The 20,263-nt window shown below is 63.5% G+C and carries 15 protein-coding genes, 1 tRNA gene and 1 pseudogene; 6 read left to right on the top strand and 11 right to left on the bottom strand.

Annotation, left to right across the window (positions count from 1 at the left end; all coding sequences use genetic code 11):
- Window positions 1-19 precede the first annotated feature (19 nt).
- Window positions 20-718 (bottom strand): HNH endonuclease, encoded by a 699-nt coding sequence (locus tag ABH922_RS06385; protein ID WP_424806116.1) that lies wholly within the window; start codon window positions 716-718, stop codon window positions 20-22.
- A gap of 163 nt (window positions 719-881) precedes the next feature.
- Between ABH922_RS06385 and ABH922_RS06380 the strand changes: the two genes are divergently transcribed.
- A complete protein-coding gene (locus ABH922_RS06380) occupies window positions 882-1,277 on the top strand; it encodes a globin (RefSeq protein WP_424806115.1) in 396 nt (131 codons plus the stop codon).
- Here ABH922_RS06380 and ABH922_RS06375 read toward each other — a convergent pair.
- Window positions 1,232-1,786: a cupin domain-containing protein gene (locus ABH922_RS06375; protein WP_424806114.1), complete on the bottom strand. Its 555-nt coding sequence runs from the start codon at window positions 1,784-1,786 to the stop codon at window positions 1,232-1,234. The genes ABH922_RS06380 and ABH922_RS06375 overlap by 46 nt on opposite strands.
- Before the next feature lie 167 nt (window positions 1,787-1,953).
- On the opposite strand from ABH922_RS06375, the gene ABH922_RS06370 reads away from it, so the two are divergent.
- A complete protein-coding gene (locus tag ABH922_RS06370; protein WP_424806113.1) occupies window positions 1,954-3,552 on the top strand; it encodes a glycoside hydrolase family 13 protein in 1,599 nt (532 codons plus the stop codon).
- Window positions 3,553-3,584: 32 nt separating this feature from the next.
- On the opposite strand, the gene ABH922_RS06365 is transcribed toward ABH922_RS06370, so the two are convergent.
- From ABH922_RS06365 to ABH922_RS06335, 7 genes are all read right to left on the bottom strand, one after another.
- Window positions 3,585-4,271 (bottom strand): hypothetical protein, encoded by a 687-nt coding sequence (locus ABH922_RS06365; protein WP_424806112.1) that lies wholly within the window; start codon window positions 4,269-4,271, stop codon window positions 3,585-3,587.
- Complete coding sequence (locus tag ABH922_RS06360; RefSeq protein ID WP_424806111.1) at window positions 4,264-4,683, bottom strand: acyl-CoA thioesterase; 420 nt, start codon at window positions 4,681-4,683, stop codon at window positions 4,264-4,266. The genes ABH922_RS06365 and ABH922_RS06360 overlap by 8 nt, the downstream gene beginning before the upstream one ends.
- Window positions 4,680-9,488 (bottom strand): NAD-glutamate dehydrogenase, encoded by a 4,809-nt coding sequence (locus ABH922_RS06355; protein ID WP_424809584.1) that lies wholly within the window; start codon window positions 9,486-9,488, stop codon window positions 4,680-4,682. The genes ABH922_RS06360 and ABH922_RS06355 overlap by 4 nt, the downstream gene beginning before the upstream one ends.
- A 217-nt stretch (window positions 9,489-9,705) precedes the next feature.
- Window positions 9,706-11,385, bottom strand: a complete 1,680-nt coding sequence (gene ettA, locus ABH922_RS06350; protein WP_424806110.1) for an energy-dependent translational throttle protein EttA — start codon at window positions 11,383-11,385, stop codon at window positions 9,706-9,708.
- 599 nt (window positions 11,386-11,984) lie between these two features.
- Complete coding sequence (locus tag ABH922_RS06345; protein ID WP_424806109.1) at window positions 11,985-12,338, bottom strand: cytochrome c oxidase assembly protein; 354 nt, start codon at window positions 12,336-12,338, stop codon at window positions 11,985-11,987.
- Window positions 12,299-12,523, bottom strand: a complete 225-nt coding sequence (locus tag ABH922_RS06340; RefSeq protein ID WP_424809583.1) for a cytochrome c oxidase assembly protein — start codon at window positions 12,521-12,523, stop codon at window positions 12,299-12,301. The genes ABH922_RS06345 and ABH922_RS06340 overlap by 40 nt, the downstream gene beginning before the upstream one ends.
- A 321-nt stretch (window positions 12,524-12,844) precedes the next feature.
- Complete coding sequence (locus ABH922_RS06335) at window positions 12,845-14,665, bottom strand: ABC transporter ATP-binding protein (RefSeq protein WP_424806108.1); 1,821 nt, start codon at window positions 14,663-14,665, stop codon at window positions 12,845-12,847.
- 89 nt (window positions 14,666-14,754) lie between these two features.
- On the opposite strand from ABH922_RS06335, the gene ABH922_RS06330 reads away from it, so the two are divergent.
- Window positions 14,755-15,201 (top strand): MarR family winged helix-turn-helix transcriptional regulator, encoded by a 447-nt coding sequence (locus ABH922_RS06330; protein WP_424806107.1) that lies wholly within the window; start codon window positions 14,755-14,757, stop codon window positions 15,199-15,201.
- A 3-nt stretch (window positions 15,202-15,204) separates the two neighbouring features.
- Here the strand turns inward: ABH922_RS06330 and ABH922_RS06325 are convergent, their stop codons facing one another.
- Window positions 15,205-15,639 (bottom strand): single-stranded DNA-binding protein, encoded by a 435-nt coding sequence (locus tag ABH922_RS06325; RefSeq protein WP_424806106.1) that lies wholly within the window; start codon window positions 15,637-15,639, stop codon window positions 15,205-15,207.
- A gap of 306 nt (window positions 15,640-15,945) precedes the next feature.
- Between ABH922_RS06325 and ABH922_RS06320 the strand changes: the two genes are divergently transcribed.
- Together ABH922_RS06320 and ABH922_RS06315 are read left to right on the top strand one after the other, a co-directional pair.
- Window positions 15,946-16,740 (top strand): hypothetical protein, encoded by a 795-nt coding sequence (locus tag ABH922_RS06320; protein WP_424806105.1) that lies wholly within the window; start codon window positions 15,946-15,948, stop codon window positions 16,738-16,740.
- The gene (locus ABH922_RS06315; protein WP_424806104.1) at window positions 16,737-17,801 is read left to right on the top strand and encodes an ABC transporter substrate-binding protein; all 1,065 of its coding nucleotides are present in this window, start codon (window positions 16,737-16,739) and stop codon (window positions 17,799-17,801) included. The genes ABH922_RS06320 and ABH922_RS06315 overlap by 4 nt, the downstream gene beginning before the upstream one ends.
- Before the next feature lie 157 nt (window positions 17,802-17,958).
- On the opposite strand, the pseudogene ABH922_RS06310 reads toward ABH922_RS06315, so the two are convergent.
- Window positions 17,959-20,020, bottom strand: a pseudogene (locus ABH922_RS06310) (cytochrome c oxidase assembly protein).
- 98 nt (window positions 20,021-20,118) lie between these two features.
- Between ABH922_RS06310 and ABH922_RS06305 the strand changes: the two are divergent.
- Window positions 20,119-20,194 (top strand) — tRNA-Arg (locus tag ABH922_RS06305).
- Window positions 20,195-20,263: the final 69 nt, after the last annotated feature.

The raw sequence follows: 20,263 nt of genomic DNA, 5'->3' as shown, positions 1-20,263 counted from the left end.
ATTTCGCTGCACTTCTCGTTCAGGCCGCGCCCACACCCAGATATGGCATCCAGGACGGATCCAGTTCCTTGGTGGCCGCGAGCAATCGCCAGTGCGGGCCGCTCGGTGGCACCAACTCCGCTCGAAGCACCCAACCGAGTTCGCTGAGCATCTTGTCGGCCTTACGGTGATTGCAGGGCGCGCAGCAGGCGACACAGTTTTCCCACGAGTGCTCACCGCCGCGACTTCGGGGAACGACGTGGTCGATGGTTTCCGCTTTGGCTCCGCAGTACGCGCACCGGAAATGGTCACGGTGCATCAGTGCAGCGCGGGTCATGGGAATACGAGCCCGATACGGCACACGAACGTAGGTGCGCAGTCGAATCACCGACGGAACCTGCACCGACCAGTCGGCCGAACGAACCACCGGGCCGTGCTCGTCTTCGTGAACGGTATCGGCTTTTCCGCAGGCCATCAGTACTACCGCACGGCGCGCGGGCAGCGCCGTCAGCGGCTCGTAGGTGACGTTGAGCAACAGAACCCGCCGTTTGATCCAGGACGGGACTTCGGGATCGGGAGGGAACTTCTCGTGACGAGAATCCTCGGCCGGAAAAAGTGGGTCGGACGCAAGGCCGAACCCTTCGGGTACAACTTCCAGAACAGCCCCTGCCGCGCGGTCTTTCCGCGTGCCAGTGGGCTGGAGTTGTCGGTGATTACGTGCAGCATGTCGGTTCTTCATTCGACCTCCGGGAGACTGCCCCCAAGTTGACCACGGATTTTTCTCGCGCGCACTCCCATTTCGCACAAATCTGCCCGGACGGACCGTGAATTCTCGGTGACGTGAACCGCCCGTCCGACCCCGGGACGCGCCGTGCGTGTCGTCAGGCACAATGGGCGGTGCCATGAATGACGTACAGCAGACCTTCTACGACGCCGTCGGCGGAGCCGAGACGTTCGAAAAACTCACCGCGCGTTTCTACGAGGAAGTCGCGAAGGACGAAGTGGTGCGACCGCTCTACCCCGAAGCCGACCTGGGGCCCGCCGAGCGGCGCATGCGCATGTTCCTCGAGCAGTACTGGGGCGGCCCGCACACGTATTCCGACGAGCGCGGGCACCCGCGCCTGCGGATGCGGCACAACCCGTACGTCATCGGCCCGATTCAGCGGGATGCGTGGCTGCGCTGCATGCACGTCGCCATCGCGTCCATCGACGAGAAGACGATGGACGCGGTCCGGCGGAAGCAGTTGGTCGACTACATGGAGATGGCCGCATCGTCCATGGTCAATTCCGCTTTCTGAGTTTCCGCCTTCAGGGCTTTCGCTTTCAGGGCCTCCGCATTCCGAGTTTCCGCCTTCAGGGCTTCCGCCTTCAGAATTCGCGGCCTGGGGCGGGGAGAGAAGACCTTGCCGACACGCCTGAGGGCGCGGACGCCGAGGGAAACGGTCGGGTGCAGAGGAACACTCAAGATGGCATGTTTGCGAACGTAGTCCTCCACGTGCCACTCCGACCAACTGCCGGCACGGAACAGAGCTGCGTCACCGACCGTCAGGGTGCGCTTGGCGACGCCCTCGGCTTCCACGGTGACGGAGCCTTCCATGATGTGGACGATCTCGTCGGCGTGGAAGTACCACCGGAAACGACCTTTGGTGCAATCCCACACATGGGTGGTCGTTGATCCGTCTTTACTTGCAGACCACTGAGCGGCCCGCGCGACCGGTGTGCCAGAGATTATCCAGTCGCTGTTGATCGGGTCGTGCTCCAGGAGAATGCGGTCGAGACTGACCGCTTCGATGGTCGACAATGCCATGGTGACGCCCCCTGGAAATGGAATCCGATATACGCCCCGTTCGGTAACAGCGGAATTGCCGAACACCGTAACTGCGTGAGTGCAAAGTACACCAAGAACAGGTAAAGAACCAGATTTTCAGTGACGCCGACTCGTACCGAGCCCGGACGTTTGGCACTATGAGTCCCGTGAGTACCCCTGCGGATCCGTCCGTCGCCAGTCAGCCCGATCCGCCGTGGTGGAACGACGCGGTCTTCTACCAGGTCTATCCCCGCTCGTTCGCCGATTCCGACGCAGACGGCATCGGCGACCTCGGCGGTGTCGAGGAGCGTCTGGGTTACCTCGAATTGCTGGGTGTGGACGCGATCTGGCTGAGCCCGGTCATGCGATCCCCGATGGCTGATCACGGTTACGACGTGTCGGACCCACGTGACATCGATCCGCTTTTCGGGAATCTGGCGGTCATGGACTCACTCATCGCGTCCGCACACGAGCGCGACATCAAGGTGACGATGGACCTGGTGCCCAATCACACCAGCAACCGACACAAGTGGTTCCAGGCGGCGCTGGCCGCAGCGCCCGGTTCCGCCGAACGGGCCAGGTACATCTTCCGAGACGGCCGCGGCGACGGCGGCAACGAGCCACCGAACAACTGGCCCAGTATCTTCGGCGGCCCGGCCTGGACACGGATCACCGAGGCCGACGGAACCCCCGGTCAGTGGTATCTCCACATCTTCGCCACCGAACAACCCGATCTGAACTGGAAGAACCCCGAGGTGTTCGACGACCTCGCCCAGACCTTGCGATTCTGGCTCGAACGAGGCATCGACGGGTTCCGCATCGATGTCGCGCACGGCATGGCCAAACCGGACGGCCTGCCCGATCACGACTGGCAGCTCAACGAACTCATGCGGAACTCGGACGACGATCCGCGCTTCAACAACCCTGCCGTGCACGAAATCCACCGCGGCATTCGTAAAGTGATGAACGAGTTCCCGGACACGATGACCGTCGGCGAGATCTGGGTCCGAGACAACGTCAAATTCGGTGAGTACATTCGGCCGGACGAACTTCATCTCGGCTTCAACTTCCGTCTCGCCGAGACGCCGTTCGTCGCGGAGTCCGTACGGGAGGCCATCGAGAACTCGCTCGACGCCGTCGCCGAGGTCGGTGGTACCCCCACCTGGACGCTGTCGAATCACGACGTCGAGCGCGAGGTAACTCGGTACGGCGGCGGGAAAGCCGGAACCGAGCGGGCGCGGGCCATGGCCCTGGTGGAGCTGGCTCTGCCCGGTGCCGCCTTCATCTACAACGGCGCCGAACTCGGCTTGCCGAACGTCGAACTACCCGATGACGCCCTGCAGGATCCGGTGTGGGAACGGTCCGGGCACACCGAGCGTGGGCGTGACGGATGCCGGGTTCCGTTGCCGTGGGAGGGTTCCACCCCACCGTTCGGCTTCACGACAGCGGAAACCACGTGGCTGCCCATGCCTGCCGAGTGGGCGCCGTTGACCGTGGAAGCCCAGATCGAGGACGTCGATTCGATGCTCTCGCTGTACCGCAGCGCCCTCGAATTGCGCGGCACTCGGCCGGAGTTCTCCGGTCCCGACGTCGACTGGTACGGCAGCCCACCCGGCTGCCTCGCGTTCCGGCGTCGCGGCGGACTGATCTGCGCACTCAACACCACGGACGCACCGATCGCCCTGCCGGCCGGTCAGCTGATTCTCAGCAGTGCTCCGCTCGTCGACGGCCAGCTCGCCGTCAACGCCGCAGCTTGGTTGGTCTGAGATCCCGATGTGCCGTTGGCCGTTGCCGGAAACTATCTGGCGACGGTCAGCGGGATCGACCCGCCGCGATGGCGGTAGATCGAGCCGTAGCGGGCGTCCAGCCGAACCCAGGACCGGCTGGCGCGCACCCGAACCTGTTCCGACTCGTCGATCGTGGTCAGGTCGATATCCGCCGACATCGCATCCGGTCCTGAGTGCGGCACGAATCCCATCGCCGTCAAGGCGAAGACGACACGCATCGAAATTCCGACAGCCCCGCTGGGCCCGGCGACGGTGATCACGTCCTGATCGAGTAACGAGGCCGGTGGCCCGTGGCTGCTGCCGTGCTCGCGGGCCAGTGAGTTACCCCGCCTGGCCAGATCGATCAGAACACGAGCCGGAACGTCCTCGAGGTGCTCGAAGCCACCCTCGGGCGGGAGTGCTCCTCGCCAGGCCGAGTCCATCGCGAACCCGGGATCGATCGCTCCCCCGGTTGCCGCTTCGAGTGCAGCCAGGAGCTGATCCCCCGCCGCCGACGTGTCGTCCGGGTTGACCGAACCCACGACGGTGCGGGTGGCCAGCGCATCGAATCCCGTTGCGGCCCAGGCACTGAGGTGCTCCGCCCCCCGCTTGCGCAAGCGAATGACCGCGGCCTCGTCCAGCCGTAGGGCGTGAGAGACGAAGCCGGCCAGGTTCTTCCGCTCGTCCCCGGCCGGCACGCTCAGGACACGTTCATACACGCTGCCAGCTCTCCAAGAATTCCCGCTCCGGGCCACTGAGGCGACGCAAGCGTTGTGTGTCGATGTCGAATGCCGCGATCTGCGTCGACGCGACGACGGACGGCGCCGTGTCCGAGGTGGCACCGTGCGGGCGCACTTCGTAGTTGATCGTGAAGTCCACCGCGCGGACCTTGTCCACCCACATGAGGACATCCAGTGGCGAATCCTCGTGCCGCAGTTGACCTCTGTACTTGACGTGCAGATCGGCGACCACGGCGCCCTCACGCAGTGTGACGGTGGGGCTGGAATCCTCGAACAGCCATGGGATCCGCGCTTCCTCGAGCAGCGTCACCATCCGGGCGTGGTTGATGTGCTGGAAAGCGTCCATGTCGGACCACCGAACCACCACGTGGGCGTGGAATCCCTCGCTCAACGTCCTACCTCCGATCGGGTGCCCACACTGCGCACCATGCTGCGAACCTGACGTGCCGCCACCGAGAGCGTCGCCAGGTCAAGCGTCCCAGATCCGAAGATCTCCCCGAGAGCGGCCCTGGCCCTGGCCAGCCGTGAGGCGTTCGTCGACTCCCAGTCGTCGATCTTTTCCTGGGGAGACTCCCCCGGTTCGCCACCGACGAGAACTTCCATCGTCAGTTGACGCAGCGAACTGTAGAGATCGTCTCGCAACGCCAGCCTGGCCAGTGAATGCCAACGATCGCCACGCTCGAGGCTCGAGACCGCACTGAGCAACCAGTCGATCCCCAGATGCGCGTCGAGAGCGTAGTAGAGCGCCGCGACCTCGACGATGTCGTGGTCCTCGATGTCGGCGATATCGGCGATATCGAGGAGGCAATACATGTCCAGGAGTCGGAATACGTCGAGCGCCAACTCTTTCGGAGCCCCACGGTCGATCACCGATTGCGCCCTGATCCACAGATCGTCGAGTTGATGACCGGCAAGCATGTCGGGAACCACAGGAGCAGTGGCACGGTAGGCAGCCGAGTAGCGAGCGATCTCCGCGCCGACCGCGATCGGCTGCGGTCGATTCGCGAGGAACCACCGTGACGCCCGGTCGAGAAGACGACAAGACTCCACGATCAGTTCGTCCTCGATCTCGGCGCTGACTCTGGACGCGCGGATACGGCCCCACATCTCGTCCAGCGCGAATACCTCGCGTACAGCCCAGTATGCGCGCACCGCATCGGTACTACTCGCCCCCGTCTCCTCGGCGAGCCGGTAGGCGTAGGTGATTCCGCCGTTGTCGATGACCTCGTTCACCAGCACCGTGGCGACGATCTGCCGCCGCAACGGATGGGACGAGATCTCGGCGCGAAATCTGTCTCGGACAGCGGTCGGGAAATACTGCGGAATCTTCTGGGTGAAGTAGTCGACGTCCGGCAGCTCCGTCGCCAACAGGTCGTCCTTGAGCGCGAGCTTCACGTGCGCGGTGAGCGTGGCCAATTCAGGTGACGTGAAACCGGTTCCGGACTGTAGTCGACGTTCGATCTCCTTGTCCGCAGGTAGCGCCTCGAGTTTTCGGTCCAAGCCCCGAGTCCTGCTCAGCTCCGTCAGCTGCCGTCGGTGCACGCCGAGCATCTGCGGCGCTGTGAGTCGAGACACCCCCAGCAGCGCGTTCTGCGCGATGTTGTCCGCCAACACCAGCGCTGCCACCTCGTCGGTCATCGACGCCAGCAACGGATTCCGCTCGGCGCCGGGCAGCGACTGCGCACGCACCAGCGAGTCGAGGAGGATCTTGATGTTGACCTCGTGGTCGGAGCAGTCGACGCCGGCCGAGTTGTCGATGGCGTCGGTGTTGACATGGCCGCCGTGGGCGCTGAACTCGATGCGCCCCAGAGCGGTCACACCGAGGTTACCGCCCTCGCCGACCACCTTCACCCGCAGATTCTTTCCGTCGACGCGCACGGCGTCGTTGCTCTTGTCACCGACCTGTGCGTGAGTTTCGGTGGATGCCTTGACATAGGTACCGATTCCGCCGTTCCACAGCAGGTCCACGGGGGCCGACAGAATCGCCTGCATGAGATCCGGCGGCGAAAGTTTCGTGATGGCATCATCGAGACCCAGTGCGAGACGTGCGCTTTCGGCGATCGGGACGGATTTGACCGTCCGATCCCATACTCCGCCCCCAGCGCTGATCAGGCTCGTGTCGTAGTCAGCCCACGACGAGCGCGGCAGCTCGAACAGACGTCGGCGTTCCTCGAACGAGACGGCGGCGTCCGGATCGGGGTCGAGGAAGATGTGCCGGTGATCGAACGCGCCGACGAGCCTGATGTGCCGGCTCAGAAGCATTCCGTTACCGAAGACGTCCCCACTCATGTCCCCGACACCGACCGCCGTGAAGTCTTCCGACTGCGTGTCGAGACCGAGTTCACGGAAGTGCCGTTTGACACTTTCCCAGGCTCCGCGCGCGGTGATGCCCATACCCTTGTGGTCGTAACCGACCGAACCGCCCGAGGCAAACGCGTCTCCGAGCCAGAAATCATATTTCGCGGCAATGGAATTCGCGAGATCGGAGAACGTGGCCGTACCCTTGTCCGCGGCCACCACCAGGTAGTTGTCGTCGCCGTCCTTGCGCACCACACGATCGGGAGTAACCACCTCCGCGGTGTCCGGGTGCACGTTGTCGGTGATGTCGAGCAGTCCGGAGATGAACGTCGTGTAACTGGCCTGGCCCGACGCCAACGTCGCAGCGCGGTCGAGAGCCGGGTCGCCGGTGGGTAGCGGTGGATTCTTCACCACGAAGCCCCCTTTCGCGCCCACTGGGACGATGACGGCGTTCTTGACCGCCTGCGCCTTCACCAACCCCAGGACCTCTGTCCGGAAGTCTTCACGGCGATCCGACCACCGTAGGCCGCCACGGGCAACGGCGCCGAAGCGAAGATGCACGCCTTCGACCTCCGGGGAGTACACGTAGATCTCGAACGCCGGCCGAGGTTTGGGCAGTTCGGCGATCCGACTCGGATCGAGCTTCACCGACAGGTAGTCACGTTCACGCCCGTGCGCGTCCACCACGTAGAAGTTGGTGCGCAGCGTCGCCTTCACCAACGTGAGCAGGACCCGCAGGACGCGATCCGCGTCGAGGCTGAGCACCTCGTCGATCGACGCACCCACCTGAGCTTCGAGTTCGTCGACGCGCAATTCACTGCCGTTGTCCGGATCGAACATCGCCTCGAACAGTTCCACCAGCGCCGACGCGGTTCGCGGATGGGTGAGCGCGATGCCCTCGATGTGGAACTGGCTGTAGGGAAAACCGGCCTGTCGCAGGTACTTCGCATAGGCACGCAAGATCACGGCCTGACGCCATGTCAAGCCGGCGCGGAGGACGAGTTCGTTGAATCGATCAGCTTCCGCTCGGCCGAACCACACGGCACCGAACGCCGACGTGAACCGCTTCTGCACTGCGGTCAACGGGTCGCTACTGGTCTCGAGCGGAACCTGACTGTCGAGATCGACCTCTACCGACGCCCGCAGATCCGGTGGTACCGACAGCCCGAAATCGTAAATCCAGCAGGTGACGCCGTCGAGACGCTGCACCCGGTGTGGTCGCTCGTCGAGAACTTCGACGCCGAGGGACTGCAACACCGGCAGTACCTGGCTCAGCGAAACACCGTCGCCGCCGACGAACAGGGTGAACCGCCACTGTCCCGGATCCGAATCGACTGCCCGGTAGAGCAACACGTCGATGGCCCCGGGAGCCAGTGCCTCGAGCCTGGCGATGTCGGACAGCGCACGCGAGGGCTCGAAGTCTTCCTTGTACCCGTCGGGAAGCACTCGGGAATATCTCTGCACCAGATCGAGGTCCACGCGAGAGCTGCCTCGAACCAGGTCCGCGATCCGATCGTTCCAGCTGCGACTGATCTCGGTCAGTAGCGCCTGCACCCGCTCGCGGTTGCTTTCGGAGACATCCGGATGAACCGGAGCACCGTTGCCGTCACGACGGATCGTCACATGCAGCATCGCCACGTCGTTCTCGGTAACCCGAGCCGTGTAATCGACAGTGCCCGGACCGAATTCGTGCCACAGTGCGTTCTGCATCGCCAACCGAATCCGTGTCGTGTACCGGTCTCGCGGCAAGTACACCAGACAGGAGACGAAGCGGCCGAACGGGTCCTCGCGAACGAAAAGCCTTACCTGCCTGCGGACCCCGATGCCGTGCACCGCGTGCACTGTCTCGAACAACGTCTGCGTGTCACTCGAGAACAGCTCGGTGCGCGGGAACGACTGGATCACCTCGAGCATCGCCTGCCCCGAATACGAGTGCAGATCCACTCCGGCGCGAGCGATCACTTCCCGCACGCGGCGTTCGATCAGCGGAATGGCGAGCACGTTCTCGTGCAGGGCGACAACGGTGAACACGCCCAGGAACCGGTGCTCACCCACGATGTTTCCGGCATCGTCCAAGATGGAGACACCGACGAAGTACGGATAGACCGCACGGTGCACGGTAGCGGGGAACGATCCCTGCGTGAGCACCAGCAGCGGCCGGTCCGGGAGATCGGCGACCGGCGGTAAACTCAGCGGCCCCTCCGAGACGGCATCGGACCGCAGAACGCCCAACCCGCTGCCCGGTACGGTTCGCGAACCATCCGGTGTGCTCTCGAACTGCCGGTAACCCAGGACCGCGTAATTTCCGTCGGCCATCCAGCGAAGCAACCCGGCGGTGTCGTCGAATTCGTCGGCGGAGATGCGACCGGTGGCCGACTCGGCAGCAGCGCGCAGACCGTCTGCGATCTCGAGTTGGAGGGCGGTCATGTCCTCGGTGTCCGCCGCTACCTGCCGAACGTCGGCAAGGACTCGGCCGAGCTGCGCTTCGACGGCGTCGAGCACGTCGTCCTGGGCGCCGGATTCCAATTGCACGTGCATCCACGATTCCTGGATGCCGTTCTTTCCCAAGGAGATCAGATTTCCCGACTCGTCACGCTCGACGGTGAGAATCGGGTGGGCGAAGTGGCTGATCCCCACACCTTCGCGAGTGAGAATCGAGGTGACGGACTCGACGAGCAGCGGCATGTCGTCGGTGACGATCTGTACCGCGGCGCCGATCCCGTCGGGTCCCGACGGCCGGTGGACACGCCACAGTGCGGTCTTGCTGTCACGACGCCGCCCCAATCTCAGGTGCGCCGACAGACTTCGATCCCATCGCCCGCGGACGGCATCACCGCCGCCGGTGTGCAGTGGGGAGCCGGTGGCAGTCTCTTCTGCGGAGCCGTCTCCGGTGTCCATGTCGGCGAGGAAGGCTTCACGTAGGTGCGCACTGACTACTTCCTCGTCGAGGTCGTCTGAGTGCACAGGTGCTCGGTCGGTCATTCGAGGCTCACATCCTTGTGGGTTCTGATCACCGCGGCCAATCTCATGTCGAGACTAGCCGCGGTGATCTGTGCCCTGGGTGAACTACGCGCCACAACTCGGCGCAGTCACCCGATATGAGCGGTATGGGCGATCAGTCGCGCGTGAGCTTGCGGTGTGTGACGCGGTGCGGACGCGCAGCGTCCGGTCCGAGGCGCTCGACCTTGTTGGCCTCGTACCCTTCGAAGTTTCCTTCGTACCAGTACCAGGCAGCCTCGTTGTCGCCGAAGCCACCTTCCCAGGCGAGAATGTGGGTGCAGGTGCGGTCGAGGAACCAACGGTCGTGCGAGATCACCACGGCGCAGCCCGGGAACTCCTCCAGAGCGTTCTCCAGCGAACCCAGGGTTTCGACGTCGAGGTCGTTGGTCGGTTCGTCGAGCAGGATCAGGTTTCCGCCCTGCTTGAGCGTCAACGCCAGATTGAGGCGGTTACGCTCGCCACCGGAGAGGACGCCGGACGGCTTCTGCTGATCGTGTCCCTTGAAGCCGAACGAGCTGATGTACGCCCGCGACGGCATTTCGGTCTGACCGACGACGATGTGATCGAGCCCGTCGGAGACGACCTCCCACACCGTCTTGGTCGCGTCGATGTTCGAGCGGTTCTGGTCGACGTAGCTCAGCTTGACCGTCTGACCGATCTTCACCTCACCGGCGTCGGGCTCTTCGAGGCCGACGATGGTCTTGAACAGCGTCGTCTTACCCACACCGTTGGGTCCGATGACGCCGACGATGCCGTTACGCGGGAGCGTGAAGGAGAGATCCTTGATCAGGACGCGGCCGTCGAAACCCTTGTCCAGGTTGGAGACCTCGACGACGACATCGCCGAGGCGCGGCGGTGCCGGAATCTGGATCTCGTCGAAGTCGAGCTTGCGCGTCTTCTCGGCCTCGTTCGCCATTTCCTCGTAACGGTCGAGGCGGGCCTTGTTCTTGGCCTGACGGGCCTTGGCACCGGACCGAACCCACGCGAGCTCGTCCTTGAGTCGCTTCTGCAGCTTCTGATCCTTCTTGCCCGCAACCTCGAGGCGAGCGGCCTTCTGCTCGAGGTATGTGGAGTAGTTGCCCTCGTACGGGTAGAGCCGACCACGGTCGACCTCACAGATCCACTGGGCGACGTGGTCGAGGAAGTACCGGTCGTGAGTCACGGCGAGGATGGCGCCGGGGTACGCGGCGAGGTGCTGCTCGAGCCACAGAACGGATTCGGCGTCGAGATGGTTGGTGGGCTCGTCGAGGAGCAGGAGGTCGGGCTTGCTCAGCAGCAGCTTGCAGAGAGCCACCCGGCGCTTCTCACCACCGGAGAGGTGCGTGACCATTTCCTCCGGCGGCGGGCAACGCAGTGCATCCATGGCCTGTTCGAGCTGGGAATCGATCTCCCACGCGTCGGCATGGTCGAGCTTCTCCTGCAGATCGCCCATTTCCTCCATGAGCTCGTCGGAGTAGTCCGTCGCCATCAGCTCGGCGATCTCGTTGTACCGCTTGAGCTGGACCATGGTCTCACCGAGGCCGTCTTCGACGTTCTCACGGACGGTCTTGGACTCGTCGAGTTCCGGCTCCTGCATCAAGATGCCGACAGTTGCGCCCGGAGCGAGGAACGCCTCGCCGTTGCCCGGCTGATCCAGCCCGGCCATGATCTTGAGGATGCTGGACTTACCGGCGCCGTTCGGTCCGACCACACCGATCTTGGCCCCGGGATAGAAGCTCATCGTGACGTCATCGAGGATGACCTTGTCACCGTGCGCCTTGCGCACCTTCTTCATCGTGTAAATGAACTCGGCCACGCCGTGGGTCTCCTAGCTGGGATTTCTTGAGTATGACCAGAGGAAATCTCGTTCGGATCTCCTGCGGGCCATTCGGGCTTCTGTCAGTCGATGTTATCCGACAAACCAAATCGGCCCCGGATGGTGCGCTGACGCCGTTTTCCGGAACTTCGGACACGAGGAATCGTTCTCCTCGCGAAGCCTACCAAGTGCGCATCCGCGTCCTCGGCAACTTTCTGGCCGGCGCGAACAAGACCAATTCGGACCGTCGAACGACGGCTCGTTCGATCCTCGACGGAAGAATCGAGCCGGCGATCACGCGGTTCGCCGTCAGTACGAGAGGAGATTGTCCTGCAAGAGCAAGTGTTCGTAGTCGGTCCGGGCCAGTCCGCGGCGCTGAGGTTCGGGGAATCAGGGCGTCGACCACCTCGATGACCTACGTGCGGGTCGGTCTCGTGCCCGGCGCGGTGATGAGGAATTTTCCAGTCGGCTCCGCATCGATCGGCACGTCGGAAAGAGTCCGTAAATCGTGTTCGGCGACATCGACTTCAGCAGCTTTGGCTCGCTGGTCGAGATTGAAAGCACGCATCGAAGTCAGCGGGAAGGCGATACCGATGACATCACCGAGCACCCACAGCATTCCGGCGCCGATCGTCTGATCGGTGTGCCGATCCGGACCCCACAACCGCTCGTGCTGACCGTAGTACTCGGTAGCAATGTTGAGAATACTTGCGAGGTAACGGATCTGCCTGAGATCGCGAGTAGAAGGAGCCGAAGCCGACGAGCACCGGGAGTAGTCGGGACAGTTGATCGACGATGTTGCGCTCCAACACCGCGATGTACCAACCGGTGAGGTGCGGCAGCCACGGCGCGGCAAGCATGACGACGGATGTGGTGGCCGGGAAAGTGCGCACTCGAGCGGATCGACCACCCGTCACCGCGTCGAACTTCTCCCGCCCGGTCGGATCGAGCACGATACGAGTGCAGTACGAGGCTCTCCTGTCGCGAAGACGAACGGAACGACGAACAAGAGCAGCATCACCTGCAGGGCACGCACCCAGAACAGCGTGTCCGCGTCCACGCCGACGAAGCCGAGTGTCGCGACAAGCCGTACACCACGTCCGAGGACGAGAAATACCCATCGCCGGGAAGGCTCGATCGGCTACCCGCGTTGCGGTCGAACCGCACTCGCACGCCGGTATCCGACGCTGATCGTCGCCACCGCAATGATCGTCGGTATGTCCCATCGCCACGATTGTGGCGCCGACGCCGCGGTCGAGGGATCTCCACGAAAGCCATCGCGCCACCGTTCCCCGATCGGGTTCCGAAGTGGAGTCGGCGTTCCTCGCGGGACGTTGCCGCAGGTTCCATCGAGATCGTCGAACTCACCGCAGCGAGGGTACCGGCCGAACCTGTGCGAATCCTGGTCATTGGCTTCGGGTTCGGCCGAAATCCATGCAGCCGATACCGAGGATACTTCTCACGCGGTCTGAAGTTCCACGGCGTCGGTACCGCTTGCCGCGAGCAGTTGTGCATAACGACCGCCCTGCAGCACCAATTCGTCGTGCGTACCGCTTTCCACGACCACGCCGTGATCGAGCACTGCGATGAGATCCGCGTCTCGGACAGTGGAAAGCCGGTGCGCCACTACTACAGTGGTGCGGCCCACCATCAGCTCGTCCAGAGCGTCCTGCAGTGCCCGCTCGGTCTTGTTGTCCAGTGCGCTCGTCGCCTCGTCCAGAACGAGGATCGGGGGGTTACGCAGGACCGTGCGGGCTATCGCGATGCGCTGCTTTTCACCACCGGAGAATCGGTAGCCGCGCTCACCGACCATGGTGTCGTAGCCGTCGTCCAACCCCGAGATGAATTCGTGGATCTGAGCGATGCGCGCGGCCTGCTCGATCTCGGCGTCGGTGGCGTCGGGCTTGGCGAATCGTAAGTTCTCGCGAATGGTCGTGTGGAACAGGTAGGTCTCCTGGGACACCACTCCGACGAGGTCCGAGACGGTCTTCAAGTCAAGTTCCCGCAGGTCGATGCCGTCGATGGTCACGGACCCGGCGGTCGGGTCGTACAACCGGGCGGCGAGGTATCCGAGGGTGGTCTTGCCCGAACCGGTCGACCCGACCAGCGCAAGGGTCCCACCCGCCGGGACAGTCAGATCGATGCCGTCGAGAGTCTTGCTCTCGGTACCCGGGTAGGAGAAATCGACATGCACGAACTCGAGTTCACCGGACATCCGGTCGCGATCGAAGCTGACGGACTCCTCGGGATCGGCGATCTCGATCGGAAGATCGAGGTACTCGAACACCCGACTGAACAGTGCCATCGAACTCTGCACTTCCACCCCGGTGTTCAGGAGCATCATGGTGGGCCGGAACAACTGGGTTTGCAAGGTGGTGAACGCGACCAGCGTGCCGACGGTAATGCTGTTGCCGTGGTCGAGGGTGAATCCGGCGAACCAGTAGACCAGCGCCGGCATGGCGGCAAAGGTGATGGACATCGATGCCATCCGCCACTTGCCTGCCATCATCGAGCGCAACTCGACATCGGCCACTTCGGCGGAGCGCTCGGCGAATCGGTCGGTCAGAGCGGATTTGGCGCCGGTGGTCTTCCCGAGCAGAATCCCGCTGACAGACAGGGATTCCTCCACCTGAACCGACAGATCACTGAGTAGTTGTTGGCGTCGACCCGAGATCTTGCGTCGCTCGTTGCCGATCTTGCGGGCGATACGGATGAACACCGGCAGGATCGCCAGCGAGAAGATCGCCAACCGCCAGTCGAGCAGGAACAACGCCACCACAGTGGCGGCAACGGTAGTCGCGTTCTGCGCGATGGACGTAGCGGTGTTGGTCACCACGGACTGCATACCGCCGATGTCGTTCGCGATACGCGATTGCACTTCACCGGTTCGAGTTCTCGCGAAGAATCCGAGAGATTGATTCTGCAGATGCGTGTACACACGGACCCGCAATTGATGCATGAGTTTTTGGCCGATACTGTTCGACATCCACGTCTGCACCACACCGAGGCAACTGGTCACCACTGCGATGACGATCATGCCGATCGCCAGAGCTGTGATCAGTCGGAGATTCTTGTCGGGGATGCCGTGGTCGAGCATTGCGCGCAGGAGCAGCGGGCTTCCGAGGGCGACTATCGCACTGAGTGTGATGACGGCACTGACAATGGCGATCTGAGATCGGTAGGGCTTGAAGAGTCCGAGTACGCGTCGTACCGGTACGGGTTCCGCCGGAGTGGTCTCGACGGCGGGGTTTTCGAATTTTTCGATGTGATCGGGTTTCACGTTACCTCCTGGAGGCGTTCTCACCTGTGGCTCATATTGATGAGGTTACCTCACTATGAGGCTGACACCCATAACGCTAGACTGATGCCATGCATTCCCGAGACCGCGAACTCACCGATGTAGTGATGTCCGTCGCGCGCGGCATCCGTCGCCGTCAGATGTCGGCATTGGAGCCGTTCGGACTCTCACCCTCACAAAGCCGAGCGCTTCGAGTGCTCACCCGAGCGGGCGAACCGGTGCGGCTGGGATTCCTTGCCGAACGGCTCCGAATAGTTCCTCGCTCGGCGACGGACGTGGTGGACTCTCTCGAAGCCGCAGGATGGGTGAGCCGCACACCCGACCCCGACGATCGCCGCGCCGTCCTTCTCCAACTCACCGATTCCGGCGCCGCGCTTGCCGCCGAGGTCGCCCAGGCGCAACGACGTGAATCGTCGGACGTGTTCGACGACCTCGACGAGGACGAGCGCACGATCTTGCATCAACTTCTCGAGCGCGTGGACGGCGGCCAGGGCCGGATTCGCGACTGCCCCAGGTAACCCTCACGCGGCCGCTGCATCCCCACCGATACTCGAATCCCCTTCGCCTACAATAGATTCCGTACCTTCCGCCGCCGGCCGAGGTCGTTCGATCTTGGCGATGCAGCGCGCCAGATCCGCACCCACAGCGGTAGCGCGCAGTTCCAGATCGGAACGCGGGAATCCCTCTTTGCTCGTGTATTCGTTGGTACGCAGTTCCCCGGTCGCCATCACCGGATCACCTTTCATGATCGCAGCCCCGACGCCGGTGACGAGCCTGCGCCAGCAGGTCACGGTCAGATACAGAGTGACGCCGTCGATCCACTCCCCCGTCGACATGTCGCGCCGACGGGTATTGCTCGCCATCCGAAAGCTCAGCACTTCTTCACCACTACCGGTCTGACGTTTCACCGGATTGGTGATGACGGTGCCCACGACTGTGGCATGCGTTTCGTACATGTCCGATTCCTTCCGAATCTCGAACCCGCTCAGATCCTGCGGGGCCGACCGATCGTCGACAGGTTCGAGTGTGGAACGGCGCGACGCCGACGGCACCAACGGATATCGACCTGTGCATCGCCAGGTCGTCTGTGGACAACACCGTCCGACTGGACGCCTGCGTCTGTTACCACCCCGACAGTAAAGACAAGTTAGCCTAAGCTAACATTTCTCGCGGTGTGTGGACGAACTCGACGCACCAGAGAGTGGCCGTGAGCACCAGTGCGACCACCAGGAAGATCCCTATCGCCTAATGGAGACGACGCGATGAGCATGCAGACGGGCAACGAACTCGAAGAGTGGGGAGAGCACGACACGCACACCGGCCCGCCGCCGCGACGTCGCGGCCCGCATTGGCCGACGGTGGCCGTATCTGCTTGTGTGGCAGGCGTCATCGGCGCCGCGATCCCCGGCCTCGTCCTGCTCGGCATGCACCTCGGCGACCAGGACCGCCAGGTAGTGGTGACCATGGCAACCCCTGCCGGCCTGCCCACCAAAGCAGCCGACAGTGGCGTCACCGTGCTCGATCCGCAGGTTCCGGCCTCGGCCGCTCCGTCGACAACCTCGACCGCGGCGAACGCCCCGGCCGCGAGCGCTCCGGCGGCTCAAGCGCCTGCCCCGGTGGACGCCCCGGCAGCAGATGCCGCGGTGGTAGACGCACCAGCAGCGCAAGGTCCGTCCACACCGGAACTGTCGACGTTGAACAGTCAATTACAGCGTGGTCTCTCGTCGGCCACGACCGACGCCGAAGTGGCGGCGTCGATCGAAGGCGGCGCAGCAGGTGTTCCCACCGTTCGTGCAGTGGGAGGCGCCTTGAACATCGCCTCCGCCATCTACAAATGGGAACTCTCGGCTCCGGTGACGGTCACCGGCGACGTCGCTCGCGCTCAGCTCACTACCTCGCTGCCCGGAACGACTCCGACTCAAGCGACTCTCAAGTGGTATTGGATCGACGGACAGTGGAAATTGAGCAACGACAGCCTGTGCTTCATGGCACACCGCGCCATGGCCAAGTGCACTGTGCCCGGCAATGCCGGTGGACCGAACGGGCATCCGCTGTGAAGCGCGCGTCGACCGCCGCCTTCATCGGCCTGCTCCTGGTGGTCCTCTCGTCCTGCGGCGGGAACTCCCTCAACTCCGCCGATGGAGAAACAGTCACTGTGACAGGAAAATTCGGCGAAGCCCAGGTACCGGTGGGCGCCGCCCGGGTGCTCCCGCTCTCGCCACAGGATGCCGACATGGTCATCTCGATCGGTGTCATGCCGATAGCGCTTCCGACTGACGCGAACATCCTCGTGTCCACGAACGGCGTCGGGGCATGGCCCTGGCAAGTCGATGCATTGGCAGAGGTGGGGTACCAGGTTCTGCCGCCCGATCCGGGAGGCGGCGTCGATGCTCTGCTCTCCGCTGGAGACCGCGAAATCCCGACGCTACTGTTCGACGGCGATCCACAGTCCTACCTCGAACAAATAGTGGCACTTCAACCCGATGTCATCGTTGCCACCGGCCAGTGGAGTCTCACCGAAGGCGCCTACGAGCAACTCTCGAACGTCGCCCCGGTGGTGCACTTCGACGAGAAGGCGAACGCCGAGCCCTGGCAGGACTCCACCCGGAAGATCGGCAAGGCTCTGGGCCGAGACGACGCGGCACAAACCGCCGTCGCGACAACCGAGGCCCGACTCGCCACCGTCCGCGCGGCCCATCCCGAATTCGAAGGGGTGCAGTTCAACGCAGTCATCGGCGACCTGAACGGACAGCTGTACATCCTCGCCGACGAGGGTCGCGGAATCGGAATGGCCATGAAGGACCTGGGATTCCAGCTGACCGACTGGGCGAAAACAGTAGCGACCGATGCCGACGGACGTGGCGTCATCAGCTACGAATTCGTCGCACAGCTCGATACCGACATCGCTGTTGTCATCTCCCCCAGCGGGGACATCGACTACATGCGCGACAACGCACAGTGGCGGAACCTGTCAACGGTCCAACGCGGGGCCATCGTGTCCATCGCCCGCAATTCGGGTGTGCCGAACGCACTGGGCTTTCCGTCGCCGATCTCACTGCCCTGGGGAGTGGACCGCGTCACCGACGCACTGTCCACTGCAGCCTCACGTATCCCCTGATCCAGGCCGAAAATCACGACAGCACTCGGAGTAATTCCTCGGACATCGAGATCGAACCTCGGACCTCGGCACAGTTGCACGCTGTGCCGAGGACCGCGGCGTCGAGGGAGCCTACGAGCTCATTCTGCATCGGCGACGAAATCGGCGAAATAGGACTTCACTCGTCACGACGACGGGTGTCGTGGCCTTCTCGCTCACGCCGCGCCAACTCCGCGAACATGGCGTTGTGGGCGGCCAGATCGGCGTCGTGATCGCGTTCGGCGGCACGGTCTGTCCGCCGCGCCGTGCGACCGTCACTGCGTGACCACTGAACGAGCAGGGCCATCATGACCACCATCAGCGGGATCTCGCCCGTCGCCCAGGCAATGCTGCCGCCCAGTTGTTGATCGCTGAGAAGATCGTTGTTCCAACCCAAGCCGAGTGACCGGAAGTAGGTGGCACCCATTACTTCCGTCGTACTCATCAACGCAACACCGAAGAAGGCATGAAATGGCAAGGACCCGAACACCATCGCCAGTTTCGTCACCGGTTGCAGCTGACGCGGCGACGGGTCCACTCCGATCGCCACCCAGTAGAAGAGATAGCCGCTGAGGATGAAATGCAGATTCATCAGCAGATGTGCACTGTGCGAATCAACGGTGGCTCCGTAGATTCCACCGAGATACAGCACGTAGAAGCCGCCGACGAACAGCACGGCCGCGACCACCGGATGGGTGATGAACCTCGAGAACGGGCTGTGCAGGGCGGTGAGAATCCACTCGCGAAGTCCGGGAACCCCATTCTTGCCCGCCGGATCGAGTGCGCGCAGCGCCAATGTGATCGGCGCGCCGAGCACCAGCAGTACCGGGCCGAGCATGGACAGCGCCATGTGGGCTCCCATGTGCACACTGAACACGGCGGGTGAATATTTGCCGACGCCCGACGACGTCGCGACGAGCAGAACCGCGCACCCGCACATCCACGCGATGGTGCGGCCCACCGGCCAGGAGTCGCCGCGCTTGGCGAGCTTACGCAGACCCAGCACGTAGACGAGTGCCGCGGCCACCGCTGCCGTGCCGAAGATCAGATCGAAACGCCAGTCCGTGACGAAAGCAGTGAACGACGGCGGGGTTCGGCAGGTTGTAGCCCAACTCCACCTCGGGGATCGACGGAATCGTCAGCGGCGGAGGCGGCGGGGTACGGCCGAGGCCGATTGCCAGACCGATGGTGGCCGCGAACACGATCAGCTCGGCGCCGGCGAACCGGATGAGGGCGCCGCGGCTCTGCGGATTCTTCGCCAGCGCGGGCAACGCCCGACGACGCTGTGCGAATCCGAAGAAGCCGAGTATCACCAGAGCGACGGTCTTGGCCACGATGAGGCGCCCGTAGGTAGTGGTGAACAGGTCGTCGAGGGGCAGGCGAACTATCGCGTTGACGATGCCGCTGACGCCCATCACCACGAAGCAGATGGTGGCAACGGTGGAGAAACGGTGCGCAGCCACGTCCGTATGCACACCACCGCGCCGAGCATGGGCCAGGAGTGCGAACAATCCGCCCGCCCACAGCGACGCCGCGACCAGATGCAGAATCAGACTGTTGGTGGCGACGTCGTGCGACCCTCCTGAGGACGAGTGCCCGGTGAGCGCGAGGGGCATGAGACCGATCACGGCGACGACCAGCAACAGCGGGGTCCACCACCAGCGCAGTGTCAGGCGCGCCAGAACGGCGAGGACCACGGCGATGATCGCCGTCCACCGCCATGCGCCGGCGATGTCGACCTGGTCGAGACCCGACCACAGATTAGCCGGCTTTATCGCCTCGGAGAACGGCCGACCCGACGTGTCGGACAAGGTGAGTGGCACCATCACGAACGAGCAGGCCGCCCACACGATCGCCGCGTACGACGCCGTCCGGACCGCCCGATAGCCGTCGACGTCGAGCACACCCGACTGCTGCGGCGGTACGAAGAACGCTGCCAGGAGCAGCGATCCGATCGCGATCACCGCCGCGATCTCCCCGACCGCCCGCACTGCCGGAAGCCCGTACGTGGTGATCGGTCCAGGATCCGGAATACCGAGAAGGGTCAGCGCTTGCGAGGCGGAAAATCCCACCACGATTGCGGCAGTGAGCCCGGCGATCAGTCCGCAGACGACGAAGATTGCGGTAGTCGACGCGGGGGCGTCATTGGGCGTTTCGGACTCAGAGGGCGAATCCGTCGGCGCGAGGTCGGGTGTAGCCATGGTTCCCAGGGTAGGACCTTCGGGAAATCTCTACGACAACGCGTCGGACTTGGGCGGTGCACATCACTACCCATGGCCTCGAGTATGCTGTTCTTCGCGCCTCCGTAGCTCAGGGGATAGAGCAAGAGCCTTCTAATCTCTTGGTCGCAGGTTCGAATCCTGCCGGGGGCACCAGGTCAGAGCATGTTTTGAGGGGTATCGTTCCCTTATCGTTCCCTTGACCATCTGCACAAACGCCACCGC

Source organism: Rhodococcus sp. 27YEA15, assembly GCF_049739425.1.
Classification (GTDB): domain Bacteria; phylum Actinomycetota; class Actinomycetes; order Mycobacteriales; family Mycobacteriaceae; genus Rhodococcus_F.
This window is presented reverse-complemented; position numbering and strand designations above follow the sequence as displayed.